9 protein-coding genes and 2 pseudogenes are annotated in these 14,477 nt (G+C 49.8%); 4 read left to right on the top strand and 7 right to left on the bottom strand.

What is annotated here, in order from left to right:
• Positions 1 to 232: 232 nt before the first annotated feature.
• Complete coding sequence (locus tag BN1115_RS21500; RefSeq protein WP_080768677.1) at positions 233 to 1,504, top strand: substrate-binding periplasmic protein; 1,272 nt, start codon at positions 233 to 235, stop codon at positions 1,502 to 1,504.
• 301 nt (positions 1,505 to 1,805) lie between these two features.
• Entirely contained in the window at positions 1,806 to 2,468 is a 663-nt protein-coding gene (locus BN1115_RS21495; protein ID WP_080768678.1) for a response regulator, read from the top strand.
• Positions 2,469 to 2,583: 115 nt separating this feature from the next.
• Here BN1115_RS21495 and BN1115_RS21490 read toward each other — a convergent pair whose 3' ends face one another.
• From BN1115_RS21490 to BN1115_RS02960, 6 genes are all read right to left on the bottom strand, one after another.
• Positions 2,584 to 3,543 carry a sensor domain-containing diguanylate cyclase gene (locus BN1115_RS21490; protein ID WP_080768679.1) on the bottom strand — a complete coding sequence of 320 codons (960 nt, stop codon included), beginning with the start codon at positions 3,541 to 3,543 and terminating at the stop codon, positions 2,584 to 2,586.
• A gap of 244 nt (positions 3,544 to 3,787) precedes the next feature.
• Positions 3,788 to 5,293: a histidine-type phosphatase gene (locus tag BN1115_RS02980; RefSeq protein WP_042656010.1), complete on the bottom strand. Its 1,506-nt coding sequence runs from the start codon at positions 5,291 to 5,293 to the stop codon at positions 3,788 to 3,790.
• 286 nt (positions 5,294 to 5,579) lie between these two features.
• Positions 5,580 to 7,457 (bottom strand): methyl-accepting chemotaxis protein, encoded by a 1,878-nt coding sequence (locus BN1115_RS02975; RefSeq protein WP_042656009.1) that lies wholly within the window; start codon positions 7,455 to 7,457, stop codon positions 5,580 to 5,582.
• 270 nt (positions 7,458 to 7,727) lie between these two features.
• Positions 7,728 to 9,410: a methyl-accepting chemotaxis protein gene (locus tag BN1115_RS02970; RefSeq protein ID WP_042656008.1), complete on the bottom strand. Its 1,683-nt coding sequence runs from the start codon at positions 9,408 to 9,410 to the stop codon at positions 7,728 to 7,730.
• Between the two features lie 361 nt (positions 9,411 to 9,771).
• On the bottom strand, positions 9,772 to 11,649 hold the full coding sequence (locus BN1115_RS02965; RefSeq protein ID WP_041212095.1) for a methyl-accepting chemotaxis protein: 1,878 nt from the start codon (positions 11,647 to 11,649) through the stop codon (positions 9,772 to 9,774).
• A gap of 245 nt (positions 11,650 to 11,894) precedes the next feature.
• Positions 11,895 to 12,935, bottom strand: coding sequence for an IS481-like element ISAs19 family transposase (locus BN1115_RS02960; RefSeq protein ID WP_042656007.1), 1,041 nt, complete (start codon positions 12,933 to 12,935; stop codon positions 11,895 to 11,897).
• 173 nt (positions 12,936 to 13,108) lie between these two features.
• Between BN1115_RS02960 and BN1115_RS21485 the strand changes: the two are divergent.
• Positions 13,109 to 13,502, top strand: a pseudogene (locus BN1115_RS21485) (IS3 family transposase); the annotation flags it as partial.
• Here the strand turns inward: BN1115_RS21485 and BN1115_RS21480 are convergent.
• Positions 13,474 to 14,061, bottom strand: coding sequence for an START domain-containing protein (locus BN1115_RS21480; protein WP_341833828.1), 588 nt, complete (start codon positions 14,059 to 14,061; stop codon positions 13,474 to 13,476). The pseudogene BN1115_RS21485 and the gene BN1115_RS21480 overlap by 29 nt on opposite strands.
• A gap of 243 nt (positions 14,062 to 14,304) precedes the next feature.
• On the opposite strand from BN1115_RS21480, the pseudogene BN1115_RS22110 reads away from it, so the two are divergent.
• Positions 14,305 to 14,477 (top strand): annotated as a pseudogene (locus BN1115_RS22110) (IS630 family transposase); the annotation flags it as partial.

Below are 14,477 nucleotides of genomic sequence, written 5' to 3'. Positions count from 1 at the left end.
AGCATCAAGGGGGTTGATTTAACCGAATGTGCCGCTGAATCTCATCACTTTTTGCGCGAGAAGCCCCGTCCTCGGGCCAGGGTATTGCACTTACTATCTGAAATCACGGTTGCCCTAGCCCATAATCAAAACGGCCGCTATATTCAGAAGAGTGATCTCGATTCTGATTCTATGTTGAGTTAGATCACAAAAAACCAGATAAAAACAACTAATTATCAATGGGTCTTATGTGATGAGAGTTACTACAGCCATGCTGTGTGTTTTAATAGTATTATTGCAGGTTGTTTATGCCGCGACTCCGGCTAATTTACGCCTTGAAACCAGTCTAGCACCTCCATACCAAACCGTTGAGGATGGCAACCTCAAAGGTTACGCAGTGGATACTGTAAAATGTGTTTTGGATAAGATAGGCGTTCAATATCAATTTAAGATAGTTCCCCCCAAGCGCGCAGAATTAGATTTAGTTATGGGGCGCTCCAGTGGTTTCTTCAGTTCTATAGATCAGCCTAATATTAATAAATACGCAAAACTCAGTGCGCCAATAGTTTTGGATAAGTGGTACTGGTTTAGTCTCTCGTCAATATCTAGGAAAACTCATGACGCATTAAATAAAAGTAAAATAGGCGTGCTAAGAGGAAGTAGCCAAGAAACATGGCTGTTAAGAAATAATATGCCCATATATCAATCAGTTAATAATTCAGATAGTTTATTAAAATTATTACAGAGGCGACGAATTGATTTATTTCTCGCAGATGAAAGTGTGGTTCGTGAATTAAATAAGTCTGATATAAGTTTAAACTTACTTCTTCATAAACGATTTGAAAAGTATGCACCCATGGGCGTGTATATAGCCAACCATGTCTTACTTGAACACCCGTCAATTATAGATATGTTTAATAGTAAAATATCAGAGTGCAACCAATCAAATCTATTCTTATCCGCCAGTGAACAAGAAACAATTGAAGTTGCTGTAAATAGAATGTATCGTTCACTTTTGAAAAGCCAGGAGTTAATCAATACACTGAAATTAGCAAACTTGAAAAATAAACACATAAAAATAGAAGCTATATTACAACGAGACCAGCTATGGCGTTCTATGGTAGAAAATAACTCATTCGCACCAAGCTGGATAACGAACATACTAAACTCAACCATTTCAAGGTCATTGAAGGGTTTGACAATTCAAACTCCATATATAACTGAAATCATGTTGACGGATGAGCGAGGTGTCTTAACTGCTGCGAGTAACCTAACATCTGATTACTGGCAAGGAGATGAAGAAAAGATCATCGAAACCCTAAAAATGGCCAATGAATACAGACACATCAATTCACTAGGGCGATTCGACCAGAGCAATAATCGGTTTAAAATGCCATCGATTGAGTTTGATGCATCTAGTAAGTTATTTTTATGTCGATTAAATTATCCTGTATGGTATAAAGGGCAAGTAATTGGAGTACTGTCATTTGGCATTAATGTAGAAAAAGCTCTAATTATGCTCTAATATTGTAATGTGAAACTAAATTTCATTTAGTCATATGCATTATAAAGTCCATGTTCATTAAATATTTATTTGAAATGCATATGAGAAACTGCTACTCCATTTTTAAAATCCTAATCATGCCGTTGATACTCATATTTTATAGCTAGTATTTCTAGTCAAACGACTGAGGGCGAAATTTTAGAAATACATAGCTATGTGCTATGATATAGCCTCATCCGGCATGCAGGTTAAGAGGTTGATTTATAGTTTTTTGTGCATTCATGGTGTAGTATGAAGCTAACATGGCATTGAGAATGTAGTTATGGATAACATAGTTTCAATCGAAGAAATGCAAGCATTAAAAGTCTTGCTTATAGATGACCATTCTATATTGCGAGCAGGAGTCAAAACTACACTCTCAACAGATTGCTTTATGACCGTAATCGCGGAGGCTAGCAATGGTAAAGAAGGATTAGAGCTAGCAGTAGAATATGAACCAGATTTAATATTGCTTGACCTTAAAATGCCAGTACTTAATGGATTAGACACGCTAAAGAAAATTAGAGCAAAGAAAATAAAAAGCAAAGTTGTTATCTTCACAGAATCAGATTTGGAAATTGATGTTGTAGAAGCGTTTAGGTTCGGAGCCAATGGATATCTTTCAAAAGATATAGAACCGCTTGATTTAATCAGCTGCATTAAGAGTATATGTGCAGATACATCAGTTGAAAGCCCTCAGCTAAACAATAAAACGATGTCAAGTTTATTATCAGAAAGTGATATTGGTATTATTAAATCATTAAGTCATAGAGAAATTGATGTAGTAAAACTTCTTGCTGAAGGTCATTCAAACAAAGTCATTTCAAAATTATTATTTATTTCTCACGGGACGGTAAAAATACATGTGAGGAATATTCTAAGAAAACTAAATTTAAAATCTAGAGTTGCGGTTACTGTATGGGCACATAATCGAACTATTAAGTGATTATAATTTCAAAATGTACATGAATAGGAATTGTCTTGTTATTTCCATTATTGCATATTATTGTCACGCTAGTTAACTGCGCTCTTTAATCATGTGCTAACAGGGAGCTTATAATTCATAAATTGTGCTTACAACGATACATAGCCTCATCCGCCAAACGGAGCAACAAGTTTAGGTCGGGTGGTGTAGTTGCATCATAGCTAACAACACCTATAGAGCAAGATAGGGTATAGGCCTTGCTACAATGTTTATTGAACTCATCGAAGGCTTTAATTACTCTCCGATTAATAGAATTAATATTGTCAATGTTAGTTTCTGGGAGTAAAACCACATATTCATCACCACCTAATCGAGCACAGATATCCGCATTTCTAAATATAATATTTATTAAGCGAGCTGCTTGACACAATGCATCGTCTCCGACATCATGACCATATATATCATTTATAGATTTGAATTTATTCAAATCTATAAATAAAAGTGAAAGGGGCCGCTTTGTTCTAAATGCATGTTGCAAGCACTGTTCAGCCTGAAGAATAAAACCTCGCCTATTAGTTAGCCCAGTCAATTCATCTATCGTTGCCATTTGGACTGCGCGCAACTCGCTTTCAACAGTTAATGCCAAGTCTGAGAGTAAAGATCTATCTTTATCTCCAAAAACTTTGGGCTTACTATCTATGATACACAATGAACCGATATGCAACCCATCGGTTATTACTAATGAGTGCCCAGCATAAAATCTAATGTATGGCTCACCTATAACCATTGGATTATTATAGTAACACGGGTGTTTAGTAGCATCTTCAATAACAATCATGCGTTCTTTGAGAAAACCATGTTTACAAAAAGAAAAATTAGGGAGGGGTTCATGGATGTTTAGACCATAACAAGGCTTGGCCCACTCACGTTCATTGTCTTCGAATGAGATTAGGGCTATCGGCACATCAAAAATATTGCGAGCCATTCTAGTTATACGAATGAAACGCTCTTCTGTTGGAGAATCAAGCGCTTGAAGATGGCGTAACGCATCTAAGCGAGGGAGGTGAGTTTTAGAGGTTTGATGAAGAGTGTGCATCCTTGCTATCTTTTCTCATATTTGTTCGAAGCAGTAGTACTATGCCAGTCTTTTGAGTACAAAAAAATAGATTATTGTATGACATATGTCTAATTTAAGTGGATTACTCTGCCCTCTAAATAAAGATGCTGAACGTTACACGAAGTTAGCGCCTGTACGAGTGTGAAAAATTGGTGCTTATCCAAGCCAAAGCTAATGAAAAAAGTGAGAATAGGGGAGATCTCAGTCTCCCCCTGATGACCCCTTACTGAGTTATGTTAAAGCCGTAGCAGCGCTTGAGCTCCTCGAAGTCGTAGTAGTGGCTGCCGCTTTGGTAGGGCTGGCAGCCGGTTTTAAAGGCGATCTCTTTTTCGTTGTAGAGCATCTTGACCAGCACCTGCCGCTGTCTGTTCTGATAGATATCCCACTGAATATTGGCGGTATAGGGGGAGACCCAGCCGCCGCGCCACTCGTTGTTCTGCTGGCTGAACAGCTGATCCGGGCTGGCCCCCTGACGGCTACCTTCCAGTTTCATCAGGGCGGCGAGGGGGATAATGGCTTCGGCGTGGGCAAAGCGCAGGGTGGCCCGTCGGCTCTGCTCGCCTTCCACCACCTGACGTTGCACCTCGCCAAACAGGCCGTCGAGCAGCGGCTGGGCAATGGCGTAGGGGGCGCTCTGGTTGGCAAAGCTCGGCCCCTTTTCGTAGAAATCTTCCGCATCGGAGAGGTAGGAGAACCAGGCCGACTCCTCCGGAGTGAGGAACTGCTCCAGCGCCCAGGGTTCGCTGCCCTGTGCCTGCGCTTCGCGGATCATGCCGGGGCCGATGATAAAGAGGTTGTAGAGCATCAGGGCGGCATCCACTTCGTCGCGCACATAGGTCATGCCGCCATCCTCCGGGTTGACGGCGACAAACTCGACACCGCCCGCCAGATAGTCGACAAAGTCCTTACTGTAGATACGCTCCAGCATGCTGCGGGCCATCTCTTTGGTCTTGCTCAGGTTTTTAAGCTGATCCAGCGCCTTGGCCAGCTCGGGGGCCGGGGCTATCCCGGCATCCTCGTCGCCGATAAAGCGCTGGTAGCTCTCATAGGCGGGCAGGTAGTGGGCGTAATCCCCCTCGGGCGTAGTCTTGTGGAAGTAGAGCTCGAACTTGTTGACCAGCTTTTTGTCGATCTTCGAGGGGCCATCCTGCGTGAGGTAACACTGCGCCGAGTCGCTGACATAGTTCACGTCGCGCTTGAGGCTCTCCATAAAGTAGAAGGCGCTTTCGTTGGCCCTGTCCTTGCCCGAGGTGACCACCTTGATGCAGTGGGGCTCGCTGCTGTTGAGCAGGGTCGGTAGCCGCACCGCCAGTCGGGTAGCGAGATTGGCGTGCTCCTCCTTGCCCAGCGCCGAGAGTAGGCCATAGCCCAGTTTCTGGTTGGCGGCCGTCACCAGATCGACCTTGCCTCCCAACCCCAGCCCGAGGGTGGTGAGCGCCCCCTGACGCTGCGCCTCTTCCCATACCAGCTTGGTCAGCACGTCATATTTCGGGCTGGAAAGTGAACGTGAGCCGTGGCGCGCCACCATCTCGGTAAAGACCGGGCTGAACCCTTGAGGTGCTGGCTCGTAGCTCTCTGCCTGCTGCTGCGGGCTGTAGACCGCTTTGGTGCTGTATTGGTAGGCTGTTTTGCCTTGGCTGTCGGCAGACGATTCGTTCTCTGACTGGCAGCCGCCAAGCAAGACCAGCGAGACGGCCAAAGCAACATAAGAAGAGCGCGGGAAAGTCATGATAATCCTTATCTATCGTTATGAAAAAATAAGTGAAATATCATAGGAGCCATTAATGACAGTTAGATGTCACTTTGGTGAGGCGGATATTTTTTAATTGTTCAGTGCTAAAGAGTGAGGGAGGCATGATGCCTCCCTCTTGTTATTGCTTGCCGGCAGGGCTAGAGCCTAGTGAACCCTTTAATTGTAGAAATGTTCTTCGATATTCTGAATTTTGAACATCTAGTCACACAAACGAATACTTAATTTACTGGCATTGGTGTCTGGCGGTCCTCTTTATTGATACTCATATGCGAAACATGCCGACCTGATTACTCAGTTCACCCGAAATGTTTTTAAGTTGTTCAGAGAGATGGCGCGAACTGTCTGCATCCACTGCCAGTTCGTCCGAGACATCTTTGACCGCCTGAATGTTGCGGCTTACCTCGTCGGTGACGGCCCGTTGCTCTTCGGCTGCGCTGGAGATCTGGGTCGCCATATCGGAGATCTGGTTGATCGAAGTGGTGATCTGCTCCAGCGCATGGGTGGCGTTGTTGGCGTCATCCACGCTGTTCTGGGCCAGTTGCTGGCCTTCATGCATGGTGCTGACCGCTCCCTGGGTATTGCGTTGCAGGGTTTCGATCATGCTGCGGATCTCGACAGTCGAGCTGTGGGTACGTTGTGACAAAACGCGCACCTCGTCGGCCACTACCGCAAAGCCACGGCCCTGTTCACCGGCCCGCGCCGCTTCGATGGCGGCGTTGAGCGCCAGCAGGTTGGTCTGCTCGGCGATGCCCTGAATGGTGGAGAGGATGGTGTTGATCTCCTGGGCGTTCCTCTCCAGTTCCTGAATGATGTTGGAGGCCTGTTCCACCTGGGTGGCCAGATCGGTGATGGAGCGTTGGTTTCGGGCGATCACCTGTTTGCCATGCTCGCAACTGCTGGAGGAGCTGCGGGCCGCTTCGGCGGTTTGCTCGGCGTTGTTAGCGACTTCGATGGCTGTTGCGGACATCTCGTGGACCGCTGTGGCGATCTGGGAGATATCGTTTTGCTGGCGTGCCAGCCCCTCATTGGCCTTCTCCGCCATGCTGTGGGAGGACTTGGCCTGCTGGTTGAGTTGGCCGGAGGAGTTGGAGATATCCTGCACCATCGCATGGAGCCGCTCAATGAAGGTATTGACGTGTTTGGCAACCGCGCCCACCTCATCTTCACGCTCGATCTTGATGCGGCGGGTCAAATCGCCGTTGCCACGGGAGAGATCGGCAATTGCCTCGCCCAGGTTTTTCAGAGGCGCTAGCGAGCTGTTGATGGCGACATAGGAGAAGCCAGCCACGATCAATATGGTGATGAGTCCCTGAATGAGGGAGGAGGTGACCATGCTGCGTATCGACTGGTAGGCAGTTTCTTCATCCACCATCATGCCGTAATACCAATTGGTGTTGGGGATCGCGTTAAAGTCAAAGACCTCTTTCTTACCGCTGATCACCAGCTCGTTGATCTGTCCGTCATGAGCGATCTGATTGATGTAAGACGCGGTCAACTCGGGGGCTAGCGTTGTGGCGGGTTTCAGACTCAGGGAGGCATCGGGATGCGCGATGATGGTGCCGTTGCTGTCGACCAGAATGGCGTAAGTCCCCTCGGTAGTGACCGTCAGAATGTCCGAGATAAGGGCGCTGATAGAGACATCTCCGGCGATAACCCCCTGGGTGTTGCCGCGTTGGAACGGCTCGGCGATGGTGACGATCAAACTGCCGTTAGAGACATCGGCGTAGGGCGCAGTGATGACCAGTTTGCCTGCTGCCATCGCATCCTTGTACCAGGGACGTTGACGGGGGTCATAATCGGCTGGCAGGCCGGAGGGGTTACTCTCAATCATCTTGCCGTTAGCTGTACCGACATAGACCCCCTCAAAGCCACCGGCATTCATGGCTTGGGCCAGATGACTGATGGGTTCATCTTCTTTGGTGAATGCTTCCTTGGTGGTGCTGACCATGCTGATGCGGGAGTCTACCCAGCGGGAGATCCCCCTGACGTTGGCCATGGAGCTCTCGTCAATGATGTTCCAGACCAGTCTCTGGGTTTCAGTGCGCAGTTGTGAGGTGTTGTACCAGACTTGCAGGCCGGTGATCACCAGGATGATGATCCCGATAGCCAAGACCAGCTTGTTTTTAATGGATAAATTCATAGTGGCATCCTTTGGAGCGTCAGCCTGAGTGTTGGAATTATTTTTGTGTATTTTTAGGTGTAATCTTGAATTGGTAGACATAATGTTCAATTCGTCCGGCGCAGTTTACCAGCAGCAGAGTGCCTAGCAAACCAAGGGTGGTTCACCTCTTCGCTGCGTAGCTGCGGAATGCAGAAAATTAGTTATTTAGAAACACAATGGGAACCGGGTTAATAGCCCTAATAAAAACACGCCATTCGGCGCGTTATACATTTATGTATTCCTTTCGGCTCAACCTGGTAAGCGGTAGCGATTCACTTCCTGTTCCAGCCCATGGGCCTCGCTGGAAAGTGAGTTGCTGGCAATTGTCAGTTCACCCAACACCCGCCCGGTTTCTTCTACCGCCTCTCGGATATGGTTCAAGGCGCCCGTCACCTGTTGGGCAACTTGGCTTTGCTGCTCGGCTGCGGTAGCAATCATGTCGGTACGCTCGCTCAGCTGGTTGGTCTGGCTGGCAATTCGGGAGAAAGCGGCTTCGGCAATGTGGGCCTCGGCCATGGCGGATTCAGCCTGGGAAACTGAACTTCCCATACGCGACACCGCATGTTGGGTGTTGTGCCGTAGTGCCTCGATCATGCTAGCAATCTCTTTAGTTGCCAGTTGTGTACGGCCCGCCAGTTGACGAACTTCATCGGCAACCACGGCAAATCCGCGGCCATGGCTACCTGCTCGAGCAGCCTCAATGGCCGCATTGAGCGCCAGCAGGTTGGTCTGGTCCGAGATGCCATTGATGGTATCAACGACCTGATTGATCACCAGTACTTTTTGCTCCACCTCATCAATGACTTTAGCGCTGAGAGTAAGTTCCTCACACAACCCCTGCAACGAACCAATCGTCTTGGTGATCTCCTGCTCTCCGCCTCGGGCACAAAGATCTGCGTCCCGCGTTTCAAGAGCACAGTGCTGGGATTGATTAGCTACATCACGGATCGAGACACTCATTTCTTCCATAGCTGACGCCAATTCGTTCAAATGACCGTGTTGTTCATGGACCGCCTGGGAGACCTGCTGCACACCGGTATTCATTTGAATTGAGGCTGCTGCCAATGTTTCCGCACTGCCACGTTGCAGGAACAGCAGCTCTGCCAGATTAGTGCGCGTCTGTTCCAGCTCTCGATTGATGGCGGAAAATTCATCTTGCCCCCAGATTGGAACCTGGTGATCCAAAATCCTCTCCGAAATGCGCTGCAACCCTTGAAGCGAGAGGCGGACTTGCAAACGGATTGTATTGGCAATCAGCTTGACCACAAGTACCAGTGACAGCATCGTCAGCAACACGCATTTCACACTGTTCCACATGTATGCGGAGAAAGCGGCATCGGCACTGTCCAGATAGATACCCGAACCCAACACATATTCGCCAACTGGCACCAGATAGGTTGACTTGCCTTGGACCTGAGTGCTTCCTGGCTTCTGGAAGTCATAGTGTATAAATGCCGGCTGCTGATCCCGGATCACATCTGAGAATGACTCTGTTATGTCCCGGCCGGTTTCATTCACCCGAGCTGGACTCGGTCTCTTACCTTCATTTTCCGGTTTGGCCGGAAAGATCACCAAGCGCCCTTGCTTGTCAGCCAAGAACAAGTAACCACTTTGCCCCTCACCCCATCGTGCTTTGCTGAGAATGGCACGAGCCTCGATGTGAAACTGCTGATCGTCCATACGGCTGTTCAGATCGCCCAAGATTCCGGCATAACTTTCCACCTGACTTTGCAGGCCAAACTCCAGGGCCTCACTCACCGAATCCTTGGCTGACAGCGCATTGAATAATGCACCGCCGAGACTTAACAACAACATAAGTCCCATCAAAACATTCATCTTCGCCCCAAATTGCAGACGAGATAATAAAAGGGTCATACGAGGTGGGCTCGTATGACCCGCATTTTCCGCAGGCAACAACATTGCACTATCCATTCTAATATCCATAACCTTTGCATGCTCAAAAATTGAGCGGCGAATATTCAATCACATGTAAGAACTATGGCAAACGTTTTTAACGTTACTTAATGTAAGCTATGGATATATCAGTTTCATATCAACAAGATAGAGATGTAATCGGATGTTTTTAGGACGGTGCGAATGGAGTAATGAAATTATAAACGTGAGTAGGCTGATTATGATGAAGGAGCAATCAACTTGTTCGCCTCTTCCTTAGTCGATAAGCATAAAAAATCCGAAACCAAATCAAAAGGTTTCGGATTTTTACACATCAGGGGAGCGGCCTCTGGAGCCTTAACTGAGTGGCATTTGGCATATACGCCCCCTTTACTCATACTCAAATGCGGAACATACCGACCTGATTACTCAGTTCATCCGAAATATTTTTAAGTTGTTCAGAGAGATGACGTGAACTGTCTGCATCCAACGCCAGTTCGTCCGAGACATCTTTGACCGCCTGAATGTTGCGGCTTACCTCGTCGGTGACGGCTCGTTGCTCTTCGGCTGCGCTGGAGATCTGGGTCGCCATGTCGGAGATCTGGTTGATCGAGGTGGTGATCTGCTCCAGCGCATGGGTGGCGTTGTTGGCGTCATCCACGCTGTTCTGGGCCAGCTGCTGGCCTTCGTGCATGGTGCTGACCGCTCCCTGGGTATTGCGTTGCAGGGTTTCGATCATGCTGCGGATCTCGACAGTCGAGCTGTGGGTACGCTGTGACAAAACGCGCACCTCGTCGGCCACTACCGCAAAGCCACGGCCCTGTTCACCGGCACGCGCCGCTTCGATGGCGGCGTTGAGCGCCAGCAGGTTGGTCTGCTCGGCGATGCCCTGAATGGTGGAGAGGATGGTGTTGATCTCCTGAGCGTTTTTCTCCAGTTCCTGAATGATGTTGGAGGCCTGTTCCACCTGGGTGGCCAGATCGGTGATGGAGCGCTGGTTGCGGGCGATCACCTGTTTGCCATGCTCGCAACTGCTGGAGGAGCTGCGGGCCGCTTCGGCAGTTTGCTCGGCGTTGCTGGCAACATCGACCGCAGTTGCCGACATCTCATGGACCGCAGTGGCGATCTGAGTGATCTCGTTTTGCTGGCGAGCCAGCCCCTCATTGGCCTTCTCCGCCATGCTGTGGGAGGACTTGGCCTGCTGGTTGAGTTGGCCGGAGGAGTTGGAAATGTCCTGCACCATCGCATGGAGCCGCTCAATGAAGGTATTGACGTGTTTGGCAACCGCGCCCACCTCATCTTCACGCTCGATCTTGAGGCGGCGGGTCAAATCGCCGTTGCCACGGGAGAGATCGGCAATTGCCTCGCCCAGGGTTTTCAGAGGCGCTAGCGAGCTGTTGATGGCGACATAGGAGAAGCCAGCCACGATCAATATGGTGATAAGTCCCTGAATAAGTGAGGAGGTGACCATGCGGCGTACCGACTGGTAAGCGGTTTCGTCATCCACCATCATGCCGTAATACCAATTGGTGTTGGGGATCGCGTTAAAGTCAAAGACCTCTTTCTTACCGCTGATCACCAGCTCGTTGATCGTACCGTCATGAGCGATCTGATTGATGTAAGACGCGGTCAACTCGGGGGCTAGCGTTGTGGCGGGTTTCAGACTCAGGGAGGCATCGGGGTGGGCGATGATGGTGCCGTTGCTGTCGACCAGAATGGCGTAAGTCCCCTCGGTAGTGACCGTCAGAATGTCCGAGATAAGGGCGCTGATAGAGACATCTCCGGCGATAACCCCCTGGGTGTTGCCACGCTGGAATGGCTCGGCGATGGTGACGATCAAACTGCCGTTAGAGACATCGGCGTAGGGCGCAGTGATGACCAGTTTACCGGCGGCAACTGCATCCTTGTACCAGGTGCGTTGACGGGGGTCATAATCGGCTGGCAGGCCGGAGGGGGTACTCTCGAGCATCTTGCCGTCAGCAGTACCGGCATAGACCCCCTCAAAGCCACCGGCATTCATGGCTTGGGCCAGATGGCTGATGGGTTCATCTTCTTTGGTGAATGCTTCCTTGGTGGTACTGACCATGCTGATGCGGGCATCGACCCAGTTGGAGATACCCTTGACGTTGGCCATGGAGCTTTCGTCAATGATGCTCCAGACCAGTCTCTGGGTTTCAGTGCGCAGTTGTGAGGTGTTGTACCAGACTTGCAGGCCGGTGATCACCAGGATGATGATCCCGATAGCCAAGACCAGCTTGTTTTTAATGGATAAGTTCATAGTGACATCCCTGTGAGCGTTAGTCTGAGTGTAGGAAAAAATTTAATTATTGTGGAATTTTAGTGGGTTATTGACTAAATCCGAAATTTTCAGCGAATCCGGGGAGCTGATCCTCTGACTCAACCAACCTAGAGAGTCAGATGGGCAAGTCCCAACAGGAGATCCCCTGTCAGGCGACAAGTGAACTGAGCGGAGCTGTACAGATCTAGTTATCACCTGACACCGGCCTCAAACCGGTGTCTTGTTTACGCTACTTTAGTGCGCACTTCCTTCGGTATCAATTTCAGACCCTTTTTGAACATGCTGTAGGGAGTCTGTCCTTCCATCATCCTGCCCTGATGTGGCCGCTGGATGTTGTAGTGCTCCAGGTAGCTATCCAGGTCTGTCTGCATCTGCTCTACCGACTCATACCAGGTTGTCCTCCCCTTGATACGGAAGTGTTCATCCAGCAGGGTACGATGTAGCCGCTCGATAAAGCCGTTGCTCTGCGGTCTGCGTACCTTGGTGGTCCGGTGCTCAATCCCCTCCAGTTGCAGGAACAGCTCGTAGGGATGATGGTCAGGGCGCCCACAGAACTCGCGCCCGTTGTCCGACAAGATGGTATAGACCCGAGCCTCATGGGCTTCGAAGAACGGCAGGACCGTTTCGTTGAGCACATGAACCGAGGTCACCGGCAGCTTGCTGGTGTAGAGCCGTCCCCAGGCGTGGCGGCTGTAGCAGTCCAGCACGGTTTGCAGATACACCTTGCCAACCCCTTTGAGCGCGCCGACGAAGAAGGTGTCGACCGCCACCAGTTCCCCGGTGTAGTGAACCTCAATTTGGCGTTCGCGAAACTCGGGGCTGAAGCGCTCGAGCAGGCGGATCTGCTCGTCATTGAGCTCAATCGTCTGTTCCCTATGGGTTTTCTCGAGGCGCAACAAGCGGTCATGCTTGGAGAGCAAGTCGTGACGTTGCCACACGCCACGCACACCGCCCGCACTGACGTTGATGCCTTGCAGAGCCAGTTCTTGCGCGACCCGCAGCGGGCCATGGGTTGGTCTGGTGAGAGAGTAATCGAGGATGGCTTGCTCAATCTCGGGAGCGACCCGGTTGGGATGAGCGCCTTTACAGCCGGGGAGTTTGTCGAGCAAGCCCTCGGCGCCATAGGTCTGGTAGTTACGGCGAATCTCGTAGAACTGCTGGCGGCTGTAGCCGATGAGCTTGCAGGCTTTTCTGACGTTATTGAGCTCTTTGGCGAGCTCTAGCAGGCTGAGTTTACGACGTGCTACTTTCTCGTTGGTGGTCATACGGTGACTCCGGATAACACGGTAGGGGTACCGTTTTGTTATCCGGTTTGAAGCCGTATGACCACTCCCTTTTGTGGGCAACTGTCAGGTGAATACCATCTCCATACATGCGATACCATCCTTGAACATTACTCCGCTGCTTTGAGTTGGATGAAAGTTTGCCCTGTATGTAAGCCGATATCCGCCGTCTGAAAGCCGAACGGCACCAAGTCACCGAGGAGCGCAAGCCGGGTACTTTGCCTGCGAGTCAAGGAAAGGTACGCGTTCATAACCTCCCGACTTGACCGGTACAGTGTTGTTACCATTGGGGGTTCACCGAAGTGGCTTCTATGCGTGGCTGAAACAGCCTACATCGCCACGACAGCAGGACGACGAACGACGGATCGGATTGGTCAAGCAATCCTGGCTGGAAAGTGGTGCTGTCTAAGGTTATCGAAAGATCCATCGCGACCTTCGTGACGGGGGGAAGCCTACGGCAAGCACCGAGTGGCCAAATTAATGAAGGGAGGGCTGCGTTCGCAAACGGGCTATCAACGCCTTAAGGGGCATTATGGGTGCAAAATGCCAACAAAGTGGCGGGGAGGAGCATCTCTTGTCTTACTAAAGTGCAAGGATGAAATGGCTTGGCCTCCATCAACTGGCGAATAGCTTTAAAGCTTCTTACGGCAGCCCTCATTGCTACAGGATTAACCAGCCAGCCAGGCAGGTTACTACCCGGGTCCGTATAGCTTTCAAGACGTACCAGTGTTGAGCCATTAGGCTGGGGTATCGCTTCCCATATTCCCTCACTGATGCGGATGCGCTTTAACCCCACATGCGGCACTAGCACATCCGGTACTGCCCATACCTTTAACCTCAGTGTGCAATCCGCTGTTCGGGTCAGCTGCGAGTGGGTGATCAACTCTCGGTCTTCCAGTGGCCAAGGTGCGGACAACCGGGTGTAGACAATATCTTCATTGGGGGATGGCCGTGCTAACAGCCGCATTTCACGGCTTTCCGGCAACCACCTTTTATGATGTTCGGTATCCCGTAACACATCGAGCAAGGTCAACGACGTGGCGGCTACTCGCATCTCTAAGCGTAACTCAACAAATGGGCCTCGCGGGTGGGGGCGGCTCCACAGCATGACCCCCTCATCTTGTTGTTGGAGCAGCCATGCCTGTGCCCAGCACGGCTGAGTAAGAAGTGACAGGGCAAGTAACCAACATTTATGCATAGAATGTTCCAGCCCTAATCGAGGTCTCTTATATCTTATATACGCTAAATAGCTGTTCCGAATAGTAGATCACTGGAGGAAGGGAACTCAGTCCAGTTTGTGCGATCTCATGAGTCGCCAAACCAAACAAGCCGCACTCAAAGGACTGAGTTGATGCCTATCCTACCACCCCTGCTACGACCACAACGGCACCGCATTCACAAAATCATCCATACTATGCGTGATAAAGGGCATGCTCGTCGCTTGATGGCCATCTTGCTGTTACATGAAGAACGCACGATCACTGATGTTCATCACCTTACCGGCGCGGCTCGCTCGACCATCGG

Source organism: Aeromonas allosaccharophila (assembly GCF_000819685.1).
Classification (GTDB): domain Bacteria; phylum Pseudomonadota; class Gammaproteobacteria; order Enterobacterales; family Aeromonadaceae; genus Aeromonas; species Aeromonas allosaccharophila.
The sequence above is the reverse complement of the archived record's forward strand: the minus strand, read 5'-3'. Positions and strand labels throughout refer to the sequence as shown.